Here is a 22,804-nt window from a genome sequence, read left to right as displayed (position 1 = left end):
TCCTCATATGGTTGAATTTCTTCGGGAATAATTTTTCTGGTCTCTGGTGGTTTTATAGGGAATTTTAAAACTCACTCTTTCTGCTTCTGAGCATAGCGCGGATGATTCTAAGTCCACATATATCCTTTGGTCTGCTATCAATTTATATATGTAATCTGCATTGATTCCTGCTGCAATTAACTCTGATAATTTTATTCCTGGACTAGCGGAGATTATTTTGATTGTTTCAACTATCTCTTGTGTGGGAACTTCTAATTTATCCGATAAATAATCTTCTAAAAAATAGAGATTTCTCTGTTTCCTCCAATTAATTTCTTGGTCGGAGCAAACTTGATAATATAATCCCCAATTTTTGGCAAACTCTTCTCCTGGGGGACATCGCCAATTGCCGTTACTATCTGACTGGTAACGATTTGGCATTTTTGATGCTAATTTTTCCAGTTCATCTGCTGTTTTACATTCTGACCAACCTGCCTGATCTCGTCTAATTACAAAAAAGTCTGGTGTATGTAATACTCCTATTTGTCTTCCATTTAAACAGCAGTATTGCAATTTGATTTTTGGTGGTTGGTCGTAATATTCTAAAACCTCTGGGTCATATTCCATTTCATATATTCGTGCCAATTCGTTCCGGTGGCTCTCAAACTGAATTATCACTCCCATTTTTTTACTGGGATATCGCCCGACAACATTCCCAACCCTTCCCCTGACTCGTCTGGAAGGTGGAGAACTCCGTATACTTTGAATCATTCCATACTGCTGTGATGACAATGAGAGTGATGCAGACCATGAGCTAAACTCACCTTCTGTCAACATTGCTACCTCGGTATGCAATTTCTACCTTAATTGCATACTTATATTTAAGCCAATATTTTTCTTCCAAAATTTAAGAATCGTTAATTCTTTCTACTTACTGACACTACCTACTTCCATAAAACCATCCTATTAGTCTTTACAACCTTTGCCTGGACTGCTATTTCCTGCTTTCTACAGTCTGAATAAACAATCATTAAAATTGGTTTTTTCCCAGTATTTGTATATGATATTATCTGCTATTTTTACCGCATTGCTACTGATGTCATCGGCATTTTCTACTTCCATATTCACATTCTCACTCCTAAAGTAGGGTAAATGCTTTTATACAGTAAACCTAACAACCGTTGATACATAAGGGTTTTCTTGATTTTTACTGGTGGCACATACTTACTGCCACGATTGTGCTTCCATTTTTATACTTACTGCCATCGTCTGCTTCCACTCTTTCATGGATTTTCTGCCAGCGCATTTTCTACATCACGAAGTAATCAACCTTTGAGGTGCATTTACTGCCATCGTCTGCTTCCACTTTACTGCCATCATGTCGGTAAAGTGACACTACGTGAAAAGCCAAGACTCGCGTTTCAATCCCTAATAGGGAGTTTAGTTAATTGCAATCTTTTTTGCCTTCCTCGGTTCCTGCCATCATACCTGTTTCAATCCCTAATAGGGAGTTTAGTTAATTGCAATTCCTGTCTAACGGTTCGACACTTTCATATTAAAAGTTTCAATCCCTAATAGGGAGTTTAGTTAATTGCAATTTACTTTCCCCGTGGTTGATATTGCTGCAACTCGGTTTCAATCCCTAATAGGGAGTTTAGTTAATTGCAATCTTACCTAGCCCCGCCGCGCCTATCCGCGCCATGAAAACTTAGTTTCAATCCCTAATAGGGAGTTTAGTTAATTGCAATTTCGGAAAGTTTATTGGGATTGGCAATGCCGCCAAGTTTCAATCCCTAATAGGGAGTTTAGTTAATTGCAATCTGAGATCATCCGCTTCTGCCAGCGTGTACCCAGCGTTTCAATCCCTAATAGGGAGTTTAGTTAATTGCAATTGCTGGCATCTGAAAGGCTTGCTGTATTCGGTTTTCAAGATGCAGTTGCGCGGATGAAAGAATCATAACACAGCAAATGGTATTTACACAAGATGCAAATCACTGAAACCCAGTCTCCGTAAGGTGCGCGGATGGTTTAAAAGTCCTATAGTCCTCAAAACCTTGTACACATTGAGATGCAGCCATTTTTTGCTTGTCTTGATTTTCTACAGCTATCCATCCGCGCATTTGGCAACGAAATTAGTCTAATTGCTGAGGGCTACCACCATTAATTTAAGCGATCGCAGTTTCTAACCCTCGCCTGTATAACCTCTAACTTACCAAATCAGGGAACACTTCTTGCACAGCAGGATGCACTAATTTATGATTCTGCACATTCACACCTTTAGCTAAGGCTGGGTTAACTTCCAATGCCTTAATTCCCAAATTCGCCAACTGGACAACATAAGGTAATGTACTGTTATTGAGTGCCTGAGTTGCTGTCCAAGGTACTGCTCCTGGCATATTGGGAACGCCATAATGTACCACACCCTCTTCGATGTATACCGGATTTGTGTGAGATGTGGTATGTAAGGTTTCCACACAACCGCCTTGGTCAACAGCAACATCAACTATTACTGAACCAGGATACATTTGTTTGACCAATTCGCGGGATACTAAGATTGGTGCCCTGCGTCCCAGTACTAAAACTGCACCAATGAGCAAATCTGCTTCCTTAACTGCGGCTTCAATATGAGCTGAGTTGCTGTAAAGCAATTCGACTCTAGAGCCAAATAAGGTTTCTAAGTAAGACAACCGCTCCACACTCACATCTAAAATCTGCACGCTAGCACCCATACCCACGGCAATTTTAGCTGCTTCTGTGCCGACAACGCCGCCACCGAGAATTACTACTTTACCTGGTTTGACTCCAGGTACACCACCCAAAAGCACACCTCTACCGCCTTGCTGACGTTCTAGAAATCTCGCCCCAAATTGTACCGCAAGCCGACCGGCAATCACGCTCATGGGGGTGAGTAGGGGTAGTCTGTTAGCGCCTGGTTGTTCTACAGTTTCGTAGGCGATCGCACAAGTGCCACAATCAATTAAATGCTCCGTTAATTGGCGATCGGCTGCTAAGTGTAAATAAGTAAATAATATCTGCCCTTTCTGCAAAAAATTATACTCAGATTTCAGCGGCTCTTTGACCTTCACAACTAATTCCCGATTCCAAACCGCTTCTGGTGTGGGAACAATTTCGGCTCCAGCACTTGTGTAGTCGTCATCTGTGAACCCAGCACCACTACCTGCTTGTGTCTGGACGAAGATGCTATGACCATTTTCTCGCAGCACCCGCACACTCGAAGGACTTAAACCTACCCGAAATTCTTGATCTTTATTTTCCTTGGGGACGCCGATTTCCATATATCGCCTCAGATAATTTTTTTTGTTTAACTGTAGCCTGCCAATCTCAAGCTTGCTACTGAACTATTGCGGATAGCTGTATTAGAAGTAGCTATTCTCAATCTTGAGCCTGTCAATTTAATCTGAATAGCTGTAAACTCTTACCCTTGACTATTGCCCAAGTATTTATACAATATATAAAGAATAGTAACAATTTATTAAAAAGGCGGTTGTATGGCTCCCTTTTAGGAAGCTGTGGCTGAATTGCTCAAGTCATCTTGGTATTCAAGCACTGCGATCGCTCATCATCTCCCAAAACAGGCCAAAGGTTAAGGAAAAAAAGAAATTAATTCCTTTAGCTTTATATCAACTCCGTTTAATCACTTATCGTTAAAATCTCTGTGCGTACCCGTGTCCCCGTGTCCCCGTGTCCCCGCATCAGTCTTAGTGATAAAACCGGACATGATATTACCCCTTGCCTGACCAATACCACACAGTCCAATATTAAGTCCCGTTTGCCGAAAAGAGGTTTCTAAAAAATGACACAACCACAACCGACAATTACACCTAAACTAGACCAGCCTAAGTTTGGCTTTAACGAATATGCTGAGCGCTTGAATGGTCGAGCTGCAATGATTGGCTTTGGCTTGATGTTGGTGATTGAATACGTCACCAATCAAGGGGTGCTATCATGGCTGGGTCTGAAGTAGTGCCACCAACAAGCACACAAATTGTAAGCTAGTATTTAGGAGAGTTTCAACCAGCTGGAACAACCAGTTGGTTTTGACTTTAATATATTGATAGCCAAGTACTTCGCCCTCAACACTTTAATTAGATTTATTCGTAAATTGTTGCCGTAGAATGTAACCAACAGAGGAATCCAAATACCTATTACTGACTGAAATATCCGCAACTTGCAACTAGCACATGTAAGAAGGTTAATGAGTAGACTTCCTCCCCTACTCAAGAAAGTCATATTAAATTAGTTTATGCCTTTCATGAAAAAGGCAAAATATGGGTGAGGTATTCTTGGTAAATATACACAAAAGGTAAACTGGAACCAATCAAGCTGTGATGAACGCTGTATTACCTCGTTTTTTGAAGTCAACCTACCGAAAAGAACCACTAATCACTATATTGATTACGATGGGACTGGTAGATGCCCTGATTGGCGGATTGGATGATAGCTGGTCGTTGTTTGCTTTTGGTTTGGGAACGGCAGGGATAGCACTAGGCTTGAAATTGTGGCGTATCCAACAGCGTCGTCCTTTACCAGAGGAGCCTGTAGTACAACATTACTTGCCCTCTCGTTCTTCTAGTCCGCCTTTACCAATGCTAAGCGTTTCTAAGAAAAAACCACCTCTGTAGAGACGCGATTCATCGCGTCTATTAGGAGTTATGAGTGATAATTCATAACTCTACAAAATTTATTTCCATATGTTTTTTTATACCTAATCAAAAAGTGAGGAAAAATAGTGAGGAGTGAGGGAAGAGGTGGGGGTAATTTCTGGCGTCGGTATATTATCTTGGCTTTTATGGCAGCTGTTGCCCTTCCAGTAACCACTTGGGAAGGGTTTTATATTCGTCAGGCTGATGCTGCTATTGAATTTGCACCAAACTCCGAAACTACAAATAATTTTGCGAATTTTCAGCTACTTTACAGCCTCAAAGGACATAACGGAACCGTTAAATCCCTGGCGTTCACTCCAGATAGCAGAATTCTTCTTAGTGGAGGCGCAGAAAACGAGGGTATAATTCGCCTTTGGAATCCAGCCAACGGCAAAAAATTAGGGGATATTAACAAAGCACACAAAACCGCCGTAGAATCTTTAATAATTTCGCCAGATGGTCGAACCCTCGTCAGTTGTAGTAGTGACAACACGATTAACCTCTGGAATGTGAAAAATTTTAAATTTAGCTTTAGCCGCTCTTTTGTAGGACATACCAGTAACGTATTATCTTTAGCGGTATCTCCTGACAGTAAAGTTTTAATTAGTGGCGCTTTAGATGGAATCCGCTTGTGGGATTTGTTACAGCAGCGCCCACTCGGTACTTTAGTACGCTTTAACAATTTAATTTATACCGTAGCTATTAGTCCTGATGGGCAAACCTTGGCTAGTGGCGACAATAAAGGTGTAATTAAGCTGTGGAGCCTGAGTAGTGGTAAATTAATTAGTGAATCAGTAGCTCATACTAATTCTGTTACTGCCGTTAGCTTTACACCGGACGGACAAACATTAGTTAGTGCTAGCCGCGATCGCACCGTTAAAGTGTGGAATGTGAATACAGGAGAATTACTCCGCACCCTTACAGGACATAATAATTGGGTAAATGCGATCGCCATTAACCCGGACGGAGAAACCCTTGCTAGTGCCGGCAGAGATGGCATTAAGTTGTGGAATATAACTTCAGGTGAGTTAATAAATACATTGACTGGAAATACCGATTGGGTAAGTGCGATCGCTTTTAGTCCAAATGGGCAAATATTAGCCAGTGGTGGATTCGATCAAAAAGTCAAGATTTGGGGAATTCCAGTCAAACGTAAGTAACATCTGATGAAGCTTGGATATCAAAGTCTTGTGAATTTTACCTAAGATATCATAAAAGAATGGGATATTTTCATTTTGAAACTCTGATTTAGAGACAGCAAAATGGCTAAAGATGTTTTCCATCAACAGCTAAAAAAAGCGTTAATTAAAGATGGTTGGATAATTACTCACGATCCTTTTACAATTCGCATTAGTGAAGCAATTAAACTACAAATAGATTTAGCGGCTGAAAATGCGATCGCCGCAGAACGTAATACAGAGAAAATAGCTGTTGGAATTAAGAGTTTTATTGCAGATTCAGATATCAGTGAATTTCATACTGCACTCGGACAATATCTCAATTACTGCCAAGCTTTAGAAGAACAATAAGCAGACAGAATCGTATACTTAGCTGTCCCTAGCGAAACTCATCAAGATTTTTTTCAACTCCCCTTCGTCCAACGTGCCCTTCAACGTTACCAAGTTAAGTTAATAGTATACGATCCTAAACAGGAGGAGATTAGGCAATGGATAAGATAAAACATTATCGACAACTAATAAAACAAATATTGACAGAACATGCACAAATTACAAATAACACCGATACAGTCAATTCCCAACTAATTATTGATAGCGAAAACGATCATTATCAATTAGCTTACGTTGGCTGGCAAGGAGATAAGCGAGTGTTTGGCCCGGTTATGCATTTTGATATTCAAAATGGGAAAATATGGATTCAGTATAACGGTACAGAAGAGTCTGTTGCTGAACGATTGGTTGAGTTAGGTGTACCCCGTTCTGATATCGTCATTGGGTTTCATTCTCCTTTTAAGCGCCAATTTACCTCTTATGCTGTGGAGTGAATATTGGATTTCGCGTGTATTGAAATTACCACTAGCTTCGAGTTGATAAATAACTGCAATCATAAACCAAGGAACATCATTCACTCTTTCTACTTTTTTATAGCGAGCGCAATTGTCCATAATCCAATACGGTTCAGTTACAGCAGTTTTCATCTATTTGCACCACATCTGTCGTAGGGGCGCAAGGCTTTGCGCCCCTACCGCGTGGTCTATTTAGCTGAAAATTACTGAACCCCAACGAAACCAGCTTGCTCAATTGCTTGTTGTCCCTGTTCAGTTAATAAAAGTTTGGCGTAGGTATCCCCTATTTGCTGTTCTCGCCCTTTATTCTGCTTAATAATCACAAACATTTCAGCGGTAATTGGATAGCTACCATTTCTAATAGCCTCAGTATTTACTTGATTACGCTGACGTAAGCAATTTTCCGGTGACACCAGAGGTTCACGGTAGGGGGGAATTAACTCACCAGAAGTGCGGCCCAATGGCAAAGCCTTCACACTACACTGAGGTATCACTGAACGAGCAGAGGCGTAATACACGCCACCAGGGGTTTTGCTGAGTTGGCGCACTGCATCTGTAGTCGAGTAGACATACTGTACATTGGAGCTAGATGCTTGCCCCTTCGAGTTGTTATTGCTAGAGAATATTACTGTATCTGCGTTTTCTGGTCGTTGGGATAAAGGTGTAATGGGCAGATTTGGCCCGCCTACTTGCTCCCAGTTAGTAATTTGCCCGGAATAAATCTGCTGCAATTGGTCAACAGTTAAACCAGGTACTTTCAGTGATGGATTGACCACCACTGCTATTCCATCAATACCTACCTGACGTTGCTCAAGGGTGAAGCCTCGTTGTGTTGCAATTGCTTTTTCTTCATCTGTGAGGGGACGGGAAGACTGAGCAAAGTCTAGTTGTCCATCAAGCAACATCTGAATACCTGAGCTAGAACCAGGGCTATTCTTAGCAGGGTCTACATAGCGTAATTGTAGTTCAGGGCGATCGCTTTGGATCTGAGAATCTACCAATTGCCGGATAGATGCCCAAGCTGTACTACCACCGTAGTTAAATGAGCCTGTGGGGACATCGGTAATTGTCTCAAAAGTAGATCCCCCACTAGAAGGAATCTTTAAACTTTGATTAGAAGAGTAAGAGTCAGCACTGCCACGGGATAGTAAGTTTGGCTTGAGTAACCACCAAAGCAATCCGCCAATAACCATCAGTGTCAGTACTTTACCAATAATCAAACCTCTAAGAAAGAGGGCAATTTCACCGTTAATTAAAGCTTTTTTTTGGTTTGTATTGTCCATATCTTTAATTTTTTTTATTGATTGTATTCATATTACAGGAATTTATCAGTATTTACACTATAAAAATGTCTCGATATTTTAAGTTTTAAGTAAAGCTTGAATCAGCCACTTAATACCCAGTTTTTTAATTACTGTAAGTCTGACATCTTATATACTAGTATCTTCTCAACTAAGTCCTTCCAAGGTGGGAATAACCTAATCAAAGTCGTCTTTCTTAAGGAGGATTTAGGACGATTTAAAGCTTTTATACATCAACTACTACTTATCAAACATCTTCCAAATAACTAAGTGTGCAGGAATAAACCAAACTATATTAAAAAACGTAAATATGCCTAAAACCCTTATAAATTATGAAGGACAAATGACAAATCATCATTCCCGTCAGTTACCTTTATTTGCCTAGCCTTAGTTAGATGATTAACTGGTTGTAATGTGGTTAAATTTAATTTGCTGGGTAGTATTTGCAATGGTGCAATTGCTTTTATCAACTCCTCTTTGGGCGGTTAAGGTATTAATATTAGTTAAACGTGACTCATGAATAAATTTTTGGATGATATTTTTTAATTGAGTAGGTTGGTATGGGAGGGATGTACTTGTATTAAGAAATGTATAGATTACAATAATTACTATCAAACTAGTGCTAGCACCAAGTCCGATCCCCAGTAACAAAATAAAATTTCTATAAGCTAGGAAATAGCTATCGAGACTATTTTGCTTTAGACGACCAGATTGTGATGACTCTAATTGGGGCAAATCAGAATCAAGCGCTTGCAGAGCTTCTGCGGCAGATTGGTAACGCTGACTATGGCGATCGCAAACCATTCTGTCTAAAATATCTGCGAAACCGTCGCTTACCTGCGCGTGATGACGCCAGATAAGTTCTCCGCTATTGGGATCTTCTTGTAATTGGTCAGGCATTAAGCCTGTGAGAGCTTGAATGCCAATCATACCTACTGCATAGATATCGCTGGAAAGCTTTGGTTTTCCTTTAGCCTGTTCGCTTGGCATATAACCAGGAGTTCCGACTACAACCGTTAAGCCAGCTCCTAAAGCACCAATTTTTTTAATACTCCCAAAGTCGATTAACACAATCTTGCCATCGGAGTGCCGCCGCATTAAATTTTGGGGCTTAATATCTCGGTGAATGATGTTATGTTCATGCACGAAGACTAACACTTCTAAGATGTCTGTTAATAAATTCAAGACTGCATTTTGGCTCAAACGTTGACCTGGGATAATTTCTTGAGTCAAAGGATGACCGTCAATATATTCTTGGACTAAATAGAAATCACCATCTTCATCAAAATGGGCAAACAGTCTCGGAATTTGCTCGTGGTCATTGCCTAGCTGATATAAAACTTCTGCTTCTCGAGCAAATAATTTTTTAGCGATCGCACCAACAGTAGGATTAGGATCTTTTGGGTGGAAATGTTTGACAACACAATGCGGTCGCCCTGGTAAATCTAGGTCTACAGCTAAATAGGTATCGCCAGATCCTCCGCTTCCCAACTGTTTGAGAATCTCAAAGCGATTCCTAAGTGTTTTTCTGACAAGAGAATGTTGATATCTGTTACGTATTGTAGTTGTACGTATTGCACTTGCTAGCGAGTAATTTCCGCCAGATTCTGGGCTTCCCAACACTTTAACAGTCTCAAAGCTACTCCTGAATGTTTTTCTGATGAGAGGATTCTGGCTCATGTGGCGTATACTATCTGCTAATTGCTGACCATTCAGAGCTTGTCGGAGCTTGGGTAATACGATGAATATTTACCGCTTGATTTTTTAGTTTTGAGGCAATCATCTTCCCAGAGTTCATATACTTTAGGGCAGTTTTATGGTTTGCCGCTTAAATTATTGTTTATTTAACATTACAAAGACTTATTGACTAATTTTAGCAAAAAATAACCTTAGTTAAAATAAATTTTTCCCTGCTTCATATGATGGTAGGCTTGAAATATTTTTCAAACTTCACCAGCCTAGTCAGTGACTTGAAACTAGATTTCTTAAATAAAAGATCCGTAATTTAAAAAATGTATCAAGGAATACTAATTAATTTCCTGCCTATGGAAAGTGGAATTTTTATGATGCTAGTAGCCAAATAGGATAGTATGGTGATTTAAATTACTGCTTAGGTCTTTTAGATGACTTTTAGCTTGAAATTGAAGTTTTAACCGAGAAATAAACAAAAATTATACAAGCTTTGAGAGATAAAGTAAATACAAGACTCGAAGCAATTAAAACTTAATGTTTGGGTGAGCTATCAAAATAAAAAAGCCCCCCAAAGGGAGCTGATCAAGTTGTTCGCGTGGAGTGAACAACTAATAATTAATACTCACAGTAAATACAGTAATCCGAACAAAATAATCCAAATCACATCAACAAAGTGCCAGTAAATTTCAGCGGCTTCAATGCCAAAGTGTTTTTCGCTACTGTAATGACCTTTAACGCGCGATCGCCACAACACGGCAACAATGGCTAAAACGCCGATGGTAACGTGTAGCCCGTGAAAACCAGTCAAAACATAAAATGCACTGGCAAATAAATTGGTAGTTAAACCAAATTCTAAATGAGTATATTCATATACTTGTCCTGCCAAGAAAATAGCACCCATTGCAGCGGTAATTGCTAACCAAATCCGCGCACCCCGCGTATCATTCTTTTTGATAGCAGTGTCAGCATTGTGCATGACAAAACTACTAGAAATTAGATTGATGGTATTAACTCCGGGTAGCAATAGTTCTAATTCTGGGGTACCTGCTGGAGGCCAAACAGGTAAGGTAGCACGGAAAGCCAAGTAGGCTCCGAACAGCCCCATAAAAATCATCCCTTCAGCAATCAGGAAGACAAACAGCCCAAACAAGCGATGATCTGGGTGTTCTTCATGATGACCAACTGTTGCTTCTGCTGCGTGGTGATGATTCAGTTCAGTTTTAGCTGGGTCAATTGTCTGACTTTGCATGAATCTTGATAAATGTAGGTGGGGAATGGGGAGTGGGGAGTTAGGAGTTAGGAGTTAGGAGTTAGGAGTTAGAAATTTTGAACTAACAACTTTACTCAAGTCATAACTCATCACTCATAACTCATAACTCCTAACTTTATTGGCGATCTTCGGGATTAGCAGCAAACGCTGGGTCGGGTTCTGCTCTTAATACCGAGTTGGGGCCAGCTGACAAGACTGGATTGGGGTCAGATAGGGGTACACCTTCTTTAGCCTTTTCCAAGCCGTAGTCGTAGGGACCTGTAGCTAGTACTGGGGTTCCATCGAAATTCTCGATCGCTGGTGGTGAGGTAGTCATCCACTCTAAGGTTAGTGCCCTCCAGGGATTATTACCAGCTTTCTCTCCGTACAACCAACTCCAAATGGCATTGAAAATGAAGGGGAATGTCGAAACTGCGAGTATATAAGAACCATACGTGCAGATTTCATTCAGTAAAGTAAATTTGGGGTCATATTGAGCAATACGGCGGTTCATGCCCATTAATCCCAGCTTGTGCATGGGTAAGAAGGTCATGTTTAAACCAATAATTGTCAAGGCAAAATGAACCTTACCCCAAAATTCGTTCACCATCCGTCCCGTCATTTTCGGGAACCAGTGGTAGATGGCAGCAAAAATTCCCAGTACGCTACCACCAAAGAGGACATAGTGCAAGTGTGCAACTACAAAATAGGTGTCGTGGACGTGAATATCAAAGGGCACTGCTGCCAACATCACGCCACTGATGCCGCCGATTACGAAGGTACCGACAAAGCCAATGGCGAATAACATGGCGGAGTTGAGCTGAATTTTTCCGCCCCACATGGTTGCCAACCAGCTGAATATTTTAATTCCTGTGGGTACGGCAATGATCATGGTGGTGATCATAAAGAACATCCGCAACCAACCGGGGATACCGCTGGTAAACATGTGGTGTGCCCAGACGATTAGCCCTAAAAAGCTGATAGCCAAAGATGAGTAGGCGATCGCTTTATAACCAAAAATCGGTTTGCGGGAATGAATGGGGATAATTTCCGAAATTGCCCCAAAAAAGGGCAAAATCATGATATAAACCGCTGGATGGGAGTAAAACCAGAACATGTGTTGGTAAACTACCGGGTCGCCACCACCAGTGGGGTTAAAAAATGTCGTCCCAGCAATTAAGTCAAAGGAAAGCAGAATCAGACCTGCTGCTAATACTGGAGTCGATACCAAAACTAGCGCCGAAGTGGCAAACATCGCCCAACAAAACAAGGGCATTTGATGAACACCCATGCCGGGGATACGCATCTTCAGCAGTGTGACGAGGAAATTAATCGACCCCAAAATTGAGGACGTACCCAGCAGCAGGACACTCATAATCCAAATGCCTTCACCCACTTGACCTGTTACCAAGCTCAGGGGAGGGTAAGAAGTCCAACCTGCATCGGGCGCATCACCAACCACTAAACTGGCGATGAGCAACACACCCGCAGGGGGAATCATCCAAAAGGCAACAGCGTTCAGCCGAGGAAATGCCATATCTTTAGCCCCAATCATCAGGGGAATTAGATAGTTAGCAAACCCGGCTCCTGCTGGCACGATCCACAAGAAAATCATGATCGTGGCGTGGAGCGTGAACAGACTGTTGTAAACTTCTGGCGTGACAAAATCTACTTCTGGGGTTCGCAGTTCTGTGCGAACCAAGTCAGCCATCACGCCACCAATGCAATAGAAAATAAACGAAGTGACTAGGTATTGAATCCCAATCACCTTATGGTCGGTTTGAAAACCAAAGAAGTCCTGCCATTTTCTGCTCCCTGGTTCGTCAACAAGGACGGGGATATTGGCAGTTTCTTGCAACTGAGCTTGTGTCATAGTCATTAGTCATTAGTCATTAGTCATTAGTCATTAGTCATTAGATTTTGACTAAATAACAATTGACTAATGGTGAATTTGATGGAGGATTTCGGGGTGAACTCCCATGTCCTTGGTGTAAGGAGCGAGAAATTCATTTGGGGATAAATCCGCAGGGTTAACGGCAACAGCTTGGTTAAGCGTTTCTTTGCTGGCAGTTAACTGCTCTTGTTGCCATTTCTCAAATGCTTCTTGTGACTCAACTACCACCGATGTTCTCATGGCGCCGTGGTAGGGGCCACAAAGTTCAGCACAGATGAGAGTATAATCACCTACTGTGTTAGGCGTGAAGCGAATCTCACTTTGCCGACCGGGGATTACATCTTGTTTGAGACGAAATTCTGGCACCCAGAAGGCATGGATGACATCGTTGGCTGTCATATTGACTCGCACTTCTTTGCCGATGGGGACGTGCATCTCACCTGTGGTTATTCCTGTTTCCGGATAGGTGAAAATCCAGGCATACTGTAAACCGGTGACGTTGACTTCCAATGCTGGTGGTTTACCTGCTTTATCAGGACTGCCTCCAATTGTGGGAGCAACACTACCGACACCCGGAGCATTCTGCTTTTGGGGAATTTGGTCAGCATTGCGAACCTCTGCTGTGGCTGGGTCTTGCATCGCCTGATCAGATTTTTCTTGATTGAGGTTGGGTTCGCTGCCAGGAGGTGTATCGCTCAAAGTCGCAGCTATGGCAGTTCCATGCCCATGCATTGTCATTGACTCTTGAGTAATCGGGGCTTCATGGATGGCATGGGGATCGAAACCACCGATTTCGTTGTACACATCAAAACTGTAAACAGAAATACCGATAACGATAATTGCTGGGATCGCCGTCCAGAGTATTTCTAAAGGTACATTGCCCTCGACTGGTGGGCCGTCTTCATTGTCACCTGCACGCCGACGGTATTTAAATGCAGAGTAAATCAAAACACCTTCGACGATCAGGAATATACCTGTAGAAACGATCATCATCGCATTGAACAGACCATCGACTAAGACGGCTTCATCAGAGGCTGCTGCTGGCAACAGACCATGATTTTGACCGTACCAAATACTGGCTAGAGTTAGTACGATGCCAATGAGTAATGTCCAGATTGAACTTGGAATCTTCACGGCTTACTTAATTGAATTTACTACGTTATCTCAAAGCTGCTCACTTACTAAGGTAGTCTAGGCTGTAAGACATCGGGTCAAAATGTCTGAAGTTTTTATTAATTTTTCTGACTATTTTACTAATTTTGAGTAGAAGGTGACTAACAGATATTCCCAAAAACAGATGGAAATCAGTAAAAAATTTAAGGAAAAATTTAGGATGGTTAAATTAACTGCCACTAATCGATTTTTCACATCTTGAAAAATACCTAAAGCTTCAGGCAAAACATAGCGAGAGTGATTCAAAGTATAAGTGAGTGCCAATCTATAAATCCCTAGCCTGTACGCTAGGGTGGAGATGGGTCAGTATTGAAAATTGAGAATTTTAAGAGATCCACCAAGAGCGGGCATAAGGTACTGTTCATGAACGAAATTGTCCTACAACAACAAAATGAAGCGGCAGTTGAGCAGCAAAAGCCCAAGGAAATGATTCGTCGCTTGGTGTGGAGAATGTCCATAGCCACTTTGATTTTGATGGCAATCGGCTCTGCCACCCGTGTGATGAATGCTGGGCTTGCTTGTCCAGATTGGCCCTTGTGCTATGGCGAACTGGTGCCAGCTAAGCAAATGAATTTCCAGGTATTCTTAGAGTGGTTTCACAGATTAGATGCAGCTTTGATTGGTGTAAGCGCGATCGCACTTTTTGGTTTATCCTGGTGGCACCGTCGCTCTTTACCCAAATGGCTGCCTTGGGCATCCACATTCGCCCTGTTTTTAATCGTCTTTCAAGGCGTCTTGGGAGGACTCACCGTCACCCAATTGTTGCGGTTTGATATCGTTACCGCCCATTTGGGAACGGCGCTATTGTTTTTCACCACCCTCTTGATTATTGGCACGACACTCACACCCTATCAGGGAACTGGAACCGTTGGTAAGTTGCCTTGGGTAGGTTTAACTGCTGCTGTTTTGGTTTACCTGCAAAGTCTCTTGGGTGCTTTAGTAGGATCTCGCTGGGCGTTACACCAATGCTTCGGCGATTCTCAACTTTGTAACGTAATGTACAGTCATATTGCTGGTTTGGTGCCGCCAACCGTGGCAACCTTGGCAATGGTATTTTTCAGTTGGCGTACACCGGCGCTACATCCAGCCTTGCGGCGACTGGCAAATATGGCTGGGGCATTGTTAAGCTTACAAATCTTGTTGGGAGTCGCCACTTTCAAATTACACCTCCAAGTCGAGCCTCTCACCGTCTCTCACCAAGCTGTAGGAGCTGCTTTGCTCGGTACTTTAGTGGCTTTTACAGTTCTATCATTGCGTGACTCAGTAAGTGCTGAGTCAAGAGTGCTGAGTGCTGAGTAGGGAGATGGGGAGATGGGGAGATAGGGAGATGGGGAGATGATCGAAACTACGCCCACCACCCCACCACCCCTCACAACTCACTCCTCACTCAGCACTTAGCACTGATGATGCAGGTGTGGAAAAGTATTTTCGTTTGACCCAAAGAGCCAGCTTGAGCGGGGGCTGCACATACAGCAGATTTCAAGTTGGGGAAGTACATGATCTAGGTCTCAAAGCGAGGAGTCGAACCTATTCTAATTCTGAATTCTGACTCCTGACTCCTGAATTCTGCTGTAAGTTGTTGAAAAATAAGGAACCAGAGCCAACATGATTGAGACTAATGTCTCTCGCCACCACGAAACTTTTCTCCAAGTAATTCAAAGTTACTACCAGCTAACTAAGCCTCGGATTATTCCGTTGCTTTTGATTACCACAGCTGGCAGTATGTGGATTGCTGCTAAGGGACAGGTAGACCCATTGCTGTTGCTAGTAACTCTGACTGGTGGCACTTTGGCTGCTGCAAGCGCCCAGACAATTAACTGTATTTATGACCGAGATATTGATTATGACATGGAGCGGACACGCCATCGTCCCATGCCTTCCGGTAAGGTGCAGCCGCGTGATGCTCTAATTTTTGCGATCGCTCTAGCAACAATTTCGTTTACACTACTGGCAGTTTTTGCCAACCTGTTAGCCGCTGTGCTAGCTTTCTCTGGCATTGTCTTTTATATTTTGGTCTACACTCACTGGCTAAAACGCCACAGTACCCAAAATATTGTCATTGGTGGTGCTGCTGGGGCAATTCCGGCTTTGGTGGGTTGGGCTGCTGTTACAGGTACCTTAAGCTGGGCAGCGTGGTTAATTTTTGCCATCGTCTTTTTGTGGACACCGCCCCATTTCTGGGCATTAGCTCTGATGATTCGGGACGACTACGCTAAAGTCGGGATACCGATGCTACCAGTAGTTAAAGGGGATACGGCAACAGTACGGCAAATTTGGTATTATACCTTGACTACTGTAGTTGCAACGGTGTTATTAGTTTATCCCTTAGGTGCGAGTGGAGTTCTTTATGCTGCGATCGCTGTGAGTCTTGGAGGATTATTTATCCACAAATCTTGGCGGTTGTTGCAAAATCCAGAAGATCGTACTGTTGCTAGAGAATTGTTTCTCTATTCCATTTCCTACATGATGCTGTTGTGTCTGGGGATGGTAATTGATAGTCTTCCCGTTACTCATCATCTAATTAGTGCAGTAATTAATAAACTGCACTTTATTAGTTAGGGGAGACAAATTTTAGCGATCGCGTTTGGTAAAAGGGCGCGATCGCATTTTCAGAAATTAAAAATTATACATAATTACAGTCGTGGATTTGCAATTAAAAGTAAAATTTCACTCATAGTGTAGCCGAATAATTTTAGGACGGTTTTGTTCATTCGGAAAATGGCATTGAACCGCATCAAAGAGCATTTTCCGTAGCGTTTCTATATCGTCAGCCTCAGTAAAAATTGACTCGGTTAAACCTCTAGCTGTATAACCACCATCTGGATCGTCTTCAACGAGAAATACAATTTCAGTCATACCTTATCCTTCGATAAATACTAGATTTTAAAGTCCACACTCTTCACATCGTAAGAAGATTAAACTTACTACTAATGTCATACCAAGAATTCCAAAACATGGCAAATGTCCCTTTGGAGCTTTTATAGTGAAAGTAAGGTCATAAAACCATAAAGGAGGCTTTTGTTCAAAAAACAAATCTGCATTACCAAATAATTCCTTTCTGATTATTTTAGGGCGCAGCCATCCTACTTTAGTTCCAAAACGACACAAACTTTCTTCATCAACCTCTTGGTTTACTCTTATATTTTTTTGCCAAATTTGTTTTTGTATACTTAAACCAAAATGTCCATTGCTATATTTAGTCCAGAGGTTGTCAATAGTACGAAGCTCTTGACAAGACAATTTTTCTACATCTTCAAGATAGAGTGTACCTTGTTTTTCTCTATCAGCTATTGTAAGCAAAATATCAAAAGTTTTTTCATTAGCATCTTGCCATCTGCCAGAAGCTAGTAGCTCATTAAGCCTAGTCAAACTTGCTGTAACTGCTGCATTTAGATTATGATGTGACGAACTTTGATAGTTTGGTTGACTAGATGTAGTAGTTTTTATATGTTTTCTATATCTTGGTTTAGAAGATGGAGAACCAACAGCATTAACAAGTTTTATGACTTCCTCAGATGATTGATAGCGTTCCTTCAGATAATCCTGAATTAACTTATCTAAAATTTGCCCCAAATCAGGAGTAATACTTCTATCTTGTGGTAAGTATTTTCTCCAAACCCAGCAACCCCTAAGCACATCATAAAGTTCATCAGAACCATCTGATTTTGGTAAATATTGGGTTAACAGCCGAATACAAGTTACACCCAAACTATAAAGGTCGCTTGCAGGGAAAACTTGACCACGCATTTGTTCGATTGGTGCATATCCAGGTGTTCCAACTGTTGTTCCAACACCTAAAGCACTTGCCGTAATCTGTTTAGAAACACCAAAATCAATTAATATTAACTTGCCATCCTGACGGCGGCGCATGATATTTTCTGGTTTAATGTCTCGGTGAATTACACCGCGTTCATGGATGAGCTTCAGGACAGGCAATATATCAACTAAAAGCTGTTTTATCTTTTCTTCGCTAAAGGCTCCCTGTTGCTGCAATTCTTGTAATAAATTCTGTCCCTCAATCAACTCTTGCACCAAATACAACCGCTTATCTTGCTCAAAATAAGCAATCAGGCGGGGAATTTGTGGATGTTCGCCTAAGTCATATAGTCGCTTTGCTTCTTGCTTAAATAACTCCGTGGCTTTCTCAAGTGCAGTCGTTCCTTGAACTTGCGGGACAAATTGCTTAATTACGCAAGGTTCATCTATCCTATCTGCGTCTCTAGCTTCATAAGTTCTGCTAAATCCACCCTCTCCCAAAAGTCGTATTACCCGGAAACGATTTCTGAATAATAGTGTGAGTGTTTCCCCACACTTAATGCAAAACTTATTGTCATCAGGATTAAAGGGATTTGAGCAGCTGGGATTGGAACAGTAAAGCATATTTAGAAATTTATCAGCAGATGGTGTCATGTTAAGTTTTCCCATTTTCTGCCTAGTGGATTTCATAACTTTCTGTTTTTAAGTCGATTTACTTCTAGTGGCCTCTACAATCTTGAGTCACTTTTGCTAGCGTAGTGATATACAGCAGATTTCAAGTTAGTGGAGTAAATCATCTAGGTCTGGTAGCTAGGCCGAGAGCGTATTATAATTCTGAATTCTGAATTCTGACTCCTGAATTCTGCTGTAGGGTTTATCACTCCCCAGCACGAGGTTTTAATATGGCTCATTTAAATCAGCGTCGCGTCGAAAATGTCAACGGCGATTTTTATGTAGATACTACCTGTATTGATTGTGATACTTGTCGCTGGATGACTCCGGAAGTTTTTTCTCGTGTTGATGAGCAGTCAGCAGTTTATCATCAACCAACAAATGAAGCCCAAAGATTAGCAGCGCTGGAAGCACTTTTGGCTTGTCCTACTAGTTCTATTGGCACAGTTGAGAAACCAAAAGATATCAAAGTTGCTCAGCAAAGTTTTCCCAAATTAGTAGAGGATAATGTTTCCCATTGTGGCTATCATTCTGAGAAATCTTACGCTGCTGCTAGCTATTTTATTCAACTTCCAGAAGGTAATATTTTGGTGGATTCTCCCCGATTTACGCCGCCTTTAGTCAAGCGTTTAGAAGAGATGGGTGGAATTCGTTATATGTACCTAACTCACAAGGATGATGTTGCAGATCATCAAAAGTTTGCTGAACATTTTCAGTGTCAACGTATCCTCCACGTTGATGATATTTTTGCGGGGACTCGCAATGTGGAAATACAGTTAACTGGTTTTGAACCATTTGCCTTAACTGAGGATTTATTAATTATTCCAGTTCCAGGTCACACCAAAGGACACACAGTTTTACTTTATAAAAACAAGTTTCTCTTTACTGGCGATCATCTCGCTTGGTCAGAAAGCTTGCACCAACTGGCTGCATTTCACGGTTTCTGCTGGTATTCTTGGTCAGAACAAACTAAATCAATGCGTAACTTGGCTAATTACTCTTTCGAGTGGGTACTACCAGGTCATGGACGGAGGTTTCATGGTGATAGAGAAACCATGCGCCAGCAGATGCACAAGTGCATTGAGTTGATGGAATCTTTGGAGTAGATTTGCTGCTGCTGAGACTTGTTGATTTTGGTATAAGGTTAAAGTTGGGATAAAAGTTGGCGATCGCACTTCATCATTCAAGCTCAGAACTGCATCATTCTAGTTTAGCTATAAACGCCTGCCGTTTGTCTTCATCGCGTTCACCGTAGCCGTAGGTCTTTTTTTTTCTCGAGTGAAGCCAATTTTCTTCAATGCCTGTGAGATGGTGCGTAAGCGAAGCTCGCCGTTCGCGTAGCGTCTCGTAGAGAAGGCATCGCTAATTTGTCCTTCCCAAAGTGAGGCCATATTAACTTGCGTTTTATCCCCATGAGATCAAGCTTTCCTCACGGAATTTTTCCCAGTCGGTGATTTGATGACCATTACCGGGAGGCTTATTGGGCAAGGCTTGGAAGTTGCCTGTTTCCGCTCGTGGCTTCAGCCATCAGTCTATGGTGTTGCGACTGATATTAAAAAGCAGACAAGATCCACTTTTCTTTAAGCCATCGAGTTCGATGGCTTGAATGACCTTTTGAGGAAGGTCGTAACTGTAGGGTTTAGGCATATGTACAGCGATCGCACTCCCCAGCAAAAGCAAAGAAACTATTTCCAGTTTATGCCCAAACCGCCTTTGCGGTTGCTATATGACGAAAAAGCCCGGTTTCTTTGGGTTGCAACAAGGAAAATTTGGTTTTAAAAAGCATAAAAATCGGATGTCTCAGTCTCGTGTTTTATTACTGAATCGGTGTTCTAGCTGTTAGGTTATTTAAATTTTTCACAAAATCCAAAATTGATATTACGCCGATATTACGCCTCGATCGCCGGACTATAATCATTTGGGTTATCAAAGCCTGCAATCCAAGCGGCTGCTTGATGGCAGCTTTGCATATATGGGGGAACGCGCAGAATATGAATATGTCCTGTAGATGGACAAGTCACTTTCAAAACCATAAACGGCTCGTCATCTTCAAAAGGAATGCAGATAAGTTGACGTTCTCCACCAGCGTCTCTATCCCGATGACGGACTAACCCTCCCACTTGCTGCAAAAATCTCTCATATCCCAAACGTTCAATCAGCACCCGGCGCAGTTCAACGTTCTCCATGTTGAGGATATCTTGCCCGGTTATGGAGTCCGACGCAAAGGCAATGGCATCACTCACCTGCACACCTCGCCAGCGCAGAACGAAACCATGTCCTCCAGGTAAACTAGTAATCCCACTCCCTGCTAACTCAATCCAATGGGTGACATGCAGACCTTTGGCAAGGGTCGTGAGGTTTACACAATCGCTGATATCCAGACTTTCACAGGTGAGATTTTCAGGTAAATTGTAAAGTTGCGACGCACCGCTCAAATCTAGATGACCCAAAACGCGCATCCCATCCCATGCGCGATGCTCAAGGATGAGTTTTCTAGCACGTTCCGCCGATACAGGCTCGTGGCTTTGCTGTGGGTGCTGCTTGACTGGTCTATTCGGTACGCGCCCACCTGACATCATCTTCAACATTAGTCCACAACCTCTACGTAAGCGTCAGGGCGGTATTCACGTTGTCTCCAGACACGGTAAAAACCCTGGGGTAATTCAATCGCCCGATGTTCTTCATGAACTAAAGTGGCAGTTGGTTCTTTAACTTCAAGAAAAAGCTCGCTACCATTTGCCCACAACTGCACAGCATGGGATTGGTGGATGCGATGGCTGTGTCCTGTGAGTTCACCATGAGCCAGAGTTGCACCTACGCGTCTTTGAGCGCCGACTGGTAAGCTAGCAATTCTTCTGAGTAGAACGTCGCCATGTCTGTAGAGCATACCAGCTTGATTAGCTTGGGAGTCATTACGGTTGTTCAACATCTCCTTATTATACAAGATGTTGGGCATTGGGCATTGGGCATTGGGCATGAGTCAATAATCAATAGTTCTTCTTCCCCTGCTTCCCCTGCTTCCCCATACCCCATACCCCATGCCCCATGCCCAATAAATTTGACTTTATTCGTCAATCTGCCATGAATCTTTAGTCAATTCTTCATCCAGAATTTTCTTAGCACGAACAATAATAATGATTCGTCCTAGTAGAGGAATTTCTGGCTCAGTTTCAAACCATTGAAAATCTAATTCACCAGCGTTTTCAACGACAAAGTAGTTGGAAACATCCCATTGTCGTTGGGCACGATCTACTACTATTACCACTGGTTCTGTTCGACTTTGGTTGGGGAAGCGATCGCTAGAAGCTAAAATCGCTACTGGATCTTCTGCTGCTAACAGTACTTGCCAACCCGGTAACGGCACCCAAGCTTGTTCTCCGGCAAATTTGACCATGCGAAATGGTTCAATTTCTGTGATTACGGGCACAGACTGCAAGTCTTGTGCTGATACTGGGAACTCGCCCACTACTGGCACGATTCGAGGCAATTGTTCTTCAGATTCTAGGCGGTAAAAGGGTAAAATTGGAGCCGGACGCTTGGGAACAGTGGTAAAATCAGTCAGTAATTGTTCGATTTGTTTCCTAGCTGCTGGCGTGTGAGCAAAACGCAAACCCTTGGCAATTAAGCGCGATCGCTCTTGTAAATCTGAGTTTTGGCGTGCCAGTTTCCAAGCTTGGTGAGCAACTGCATCTCCAGGATGGCTGGAAAATCCTTCTGGTAAGGTGCGGAAATAAGAGAATTCTTTGATCGCTTTGGCAACTTCCCGCGCTTCATCGGCATCGACTTTGTGGATGAAGATCAGTTCAGCTGCGGCGGCGCGTTCTTCTTGGGTGAGCAAACGCAGTTCGTATAAAACATCACTGCCACGGGCGCTGTAGTGCGATCGCGTGGCTTCGGAAACTCCAAATTTTTCTAAAGAATTGTAAACTTGAGAACCAACAATCACCTGATTTTGTTGAATCGGCTCAAATCCAGTGGCTTCAAAAATTTCTTGGGGATTGTAGCCAGTTTTTTGCAACGAGGCGATCGCTGTTCCCCATTCCACCCAGTTACCTTGCTTTTGCCTCAACTTTCGCAGTAACTCTTGTGCTACATCATTGTTAGTATTTTCGGGATTCTGAGCGTTGGGTGGTAGATCAGTCATAAATCGGTGTGTGAGCTTCAATTTGAGAGGTTGGTTAATACCTCATGAGCAAGTTTTATTCTAATCCATGAACTGCCCAGAGCTACTGGGTTGAGTTGATCTGTGACAAGTTCAACTCGATAACCAAGATATTTCGGCAAGTAATTTTTTCCGTGCTGAACAATTAAATGTGTCTAAAAATATGATTCTACTCCGTAAAAACCCATGAGAACATCCAGCTATTCTCAATTAAGCTTGGTATGGAATATAACAAGATC

Annotated in this window: 19 protein-coding genes, 2 pseudogenes and 1 CRISPR repeat array; of the genes and pseudogenes, 8 read left to right on the top strand and 13 right to left on the bottom strand. The window is 42.2% G+C overall.

Going from position 1 to position 22,804, the window contains the following annotated elements; translation table 11 throughout:
- Positions 1 to 3 precede the first annotated feature (3 nt).
- Together IQ276_RS02775 and ald are read right to left on the bottom strand one after the other, a co-directional pair.
- Positions 4 to 816, bottom strand: a complete 813-nt coding sequence (locus IQ276_RS02775) for a TnsA endonuclease N-terminal domain-containing protein (RefSeq protein ID WP_193925757.1) — start codon at positions 814 to 816, stop codon at positions 4 to 6.
- Between the two features lie 581 nt (positions 817 to 1,397).
- Positions 1,398 to 1,871: a CRISPR direct-repeat array (repeat unit 37 nt; unit sequence GTTTCAATCCCTAATAGGGAGTTTAGTTAATTGCAAT).
- Positions 1,872 to 2,183: 312 nt separating this feature from the next.
- Positions 2,184 to 3,275, bottom strand: coding sequence for an alanine dehydrogenase (gene ald, locus IQ276_RS02770; RefSeq protein ID WP_190875519.1), 1,092 nt, complete (start codon positions 3,273 to 3,275; stop codon positions 2,184 to 2,186).
- 518 nt (positions 3,276 to 3,793) lie between these two features.
- Between ald and IQ276_RS02765 the strand changes: the two genes are divergently transcribed.
- From IQ276_RS02765 to IQ276_RS02745, 5 genes and pseudogenes are all read left to right on the top strand, one after another.
- Positions 3,794 to 3,964 carry a CAB/ELIP/HLIP family chlorophyll-binding protein gene (locus IQ276_RS02765; RefSeq protein ID WP_171974114.1) on the top strand — a complete coding sequence of 57 codons (171 nt, stop codon included), beginning with the start codon at positions 3,794 to 3,796 and terminating at the stop codon, positions 3,962 to 3,964.
- A 364-nt stretch (positions 3,965 to 4,328) separates the two neighbouring features.
- The gene (locus tag IQ276_RS02760) at positions 4,329 to 4,622 is read left to right on the top strand and encodes a hypothetical protein (RefSeq protein ID WP_190875600.1); all 294 of its coding nucleotides are present in this window, start codon (positions 4,329 to 4,331) and stop codon (positions 4,620 to 4,622) included.
- Positions 4,623 to 4,729: 107 nt separating this feature from the next.
- Entirely contained in the window at positions 4,730 to 5,803 is a 1,074-nt protein-coding gene (locus tag IQ276_RS02755; protein WP_235115373.1) for a WD40 repeat domain-containing protein, read from the top strand.
- Positions 5,804 to 5,905: 102 nt separating this feature from the next.
- Positions 5,906 to 6,322: pseudogene (locus tag IQ276_RS02750) on the top strand (XisH family protein).
- Positions 6,310 to 6,645, top strand: a complete 336-nt coding sequence (locus IQ276_RS02745) for a XisI protein (protein WP_190875517.1) — start codon at positions 6,310 to 6,312, stop codon at positions 6,643 to 6,645. Before IQ276_RS02750 ends, IQ276_RS02745 begins: the two are co-directional and overlap by 13 nt.
- 224 nt (positions 6,646 to 6,869) lie before the next feature.
- On the opposite strand, the gene IQ276_RS02740 is transcribed toward IQ276_RS02745, so the two are convergent.
- From IQ276_RS02740 to IQ276_RS02720, 5 genes are all read right to left on the bottom strand, one after another.
- A complete protein-coding gene (locus IQ276_RS02740; protein ID WP_193916974.1) occupies positions 6,870 to 7,949 on the bottom strand; it encodes a PstS family phosphate ABC transporter substrate-binding protein in 1,080 nt (359 codons plus the stop codon).
- Between the two features lie 417 nt (positions 7,950 to 8,366).
- Positions 8,367 to 9,647, bottom strand: coding sequence for a serine/threonine-protein kinase (locus IQ276_RS02735; RefSeq protein ID WP_193916972.1), 1,281 nt, complete (start codon positions 9,645 to 9,647; stop codon positions 8,367 to 8,369).
- A gap of 634 nt (positions 9,648 to 10,281) precedes the next feature.
- On the bottom strand, positions 10,282 to 10,908 hold the full coding sequence (locus IQ276_RS02730; protein WP_190875514.1) for a cytochrome c oxidase subunit 3: 627 nt from the start codon (positions 10,906 to 10,908) through the stop codon (positions 10,282 to 10,284).
- Positions 10,909 to 11,044: 136 nt separating this feature from the next.
- Positions 11,045 to 12,781, bottom strand: a complete 1,737-nt coding sequence (gene ctaD / locus IQ276_RS02725) for a cytochrome c oxidase subunit I (RefSeq protein WP_193916970.1) — start codon at positions 12,779 to 12,781, stop codon at positions 11,045 to 11,047.
- A gap of 66 nt (positions 12,782 to 12,847) precedes the next feature.
- The gene (locus tag IQ276_RS02720) at positions 12,848 to 13,936 is read right to left on the bottom strand and encodes a cytochrome c oxidase subunit II (RefSeq protein WP_193916968.1); all 1,089 of its coding nucleotides are present in this window, start codon (positions 13,934 to 13,936) and stop codon (positions 12,848 to 12,850) included.
- 402 nt (positions 13,937 to 14,338) lie between these two features.
- Here IQ276_RS02720 and IQ276_RS02715 point away from each other — a divergent pair, with 402 nt between their 5' ends.
- Both IQ276_RS02715 and IQ276_RS02710 read left to right on the top strand, forming a co-directional pair.
- Positions 14,339 to 15,274 (top strand): COX15/CtaA family protein, encoded by a 936-nt coding sequence (locus tag IQ276_RS02715; RefSeq protein ID WP_190875512.1) that lies wholly within the window; start codon positions 14,339 to 14,341, stop codon positions 15,272 to 15,274.
- 306 nt (positions 15,275 to 15,580) lie between these two features.
- The gene (locus IQ276_RS02710) at positions 15,581 to 16,534 is read left to right on the top strand and encodes a heme o synthase (RefSeq protein ID WP_193921646.1); all 954 of its coding nucleotides are present in this window, start codon (positions 15,581 to 15,583) and stop codon (positions 16,532 to 16,534) included.
- Positions 16,535 to 16,642: 108 nt separating this feature from the next.
- On the opposite strand, the gene IQ276_RS02705 is transcribed toward IQ276_RS02710, so the two are convergent.
- A complete protein-coding gene (locus tag IQ276_RS02705; protein ID WP_193921644.1) occupies positions 16,643 to 16,831 on the bottom strand; it encodes a 2-oxoisovalerate dehydrogenase E1 subunit beta in 189 nt (62 codons plus the stop codon).
- Positions 16,832 to 16,858: 27 nt separating this feature from the next.
- Complete coding sequence (locus IQ276_RS02700; RefSeq protein WP_373690465.1) at positions 16,859 to 18,385, bottom strand: protein kinase domain-containing protein; 1,527 nt, start codon at positions 18,383 to 18,385, stop codon at positions 16,859 to 16,861.
- 248 nt (positions 18,386 to 18,633) lie between these two features.
- Between IQ276_RS02700 and IQ276_RS02695 the strand changes: the two genes are divergently transcribed.
- Complete coding sequence (locus IQ276_RS02695) at positions 18,634 to 19,509, top strand: MBL fold metallo-hydrolase (protein ID WP_193921642.1); 876 nt, start codon at positions 18,634 to 18,636, stop codon at positions 19,507 to 19,509.
- A gap of 100 nt (positions 19,510 to 19,609) precedes the next feature.
- On the opposite strand, the pseudogene IQ276_RS02690 reads toward IQ276_RS02695, so the two are convergent.
- The 4 genes and pseudogenes from IQ276_RS02690 to IQ276_RS02675 all read right to left on the bottom strand — a co-directional run.
- A pseudogene (locus tag IQ276_RS02690) lies at positions 19,610 to 20,050 on the bottom strand (transposase); the annotation flags it as partial.
- A 242-nt stretch (positions 20,051 to 20,292) separates the two neighbouring features.
- Entirely contained in the window at positions 20,293 to 20,991 is a 699-nt protein-coding gene (locus tag IQ276_RS02685; protein WP_190875795.1) for a DUF6745 domain-containing protein, read from the bottom strand.
- Positions 20,991 to 21,359, bottom strand: a complete 369-nt coding sequence (locus IQ276_RS02680) for a DUF8820 family protein (protein ID WP_235115372.1) — start codon at positions 21,357 to 21,359, stop codon at positions 20,991 to 20,993. The genes IQ276_RS02685 and IQ276_RS02680 overlap by 1 nt, the downstream gene beginning before the upstream one ends.
- A gap of 108 nt (positions 21,360 to 21,467) precedes the next feature.
- Positions 21,468 to 22,547: a RuBisCO accumulation factor 1 gene (locus IQ276_RS02675; RefSeq protein WP_193917913.1), complete on the bottom strand. Its 1,080-nt coding sequence runs from the start codon at positions 22,545 to 22,547 to the stop codon at positions 21,468 to 21,470.
- Positions 22,548 to 22,804: the final 257 nt, after the last annotated feature.

This window comes from Desmonostoc muscorum LEGE 12446 (assembly GCF_015207005.2).
In the GTDB taxonomy this organism is placed as follows: domain Bacteria; phylum Cyanobacteriota; class Cyanobacteriia; order Cyanobacteriales; family Nostocaceae; genus Nostoc; species Nostoc muscorum.
Note: the sequence above shows the minus strand (reverse complement) of the source record. Positions and strands in the feature narration are given on the sequence as shown.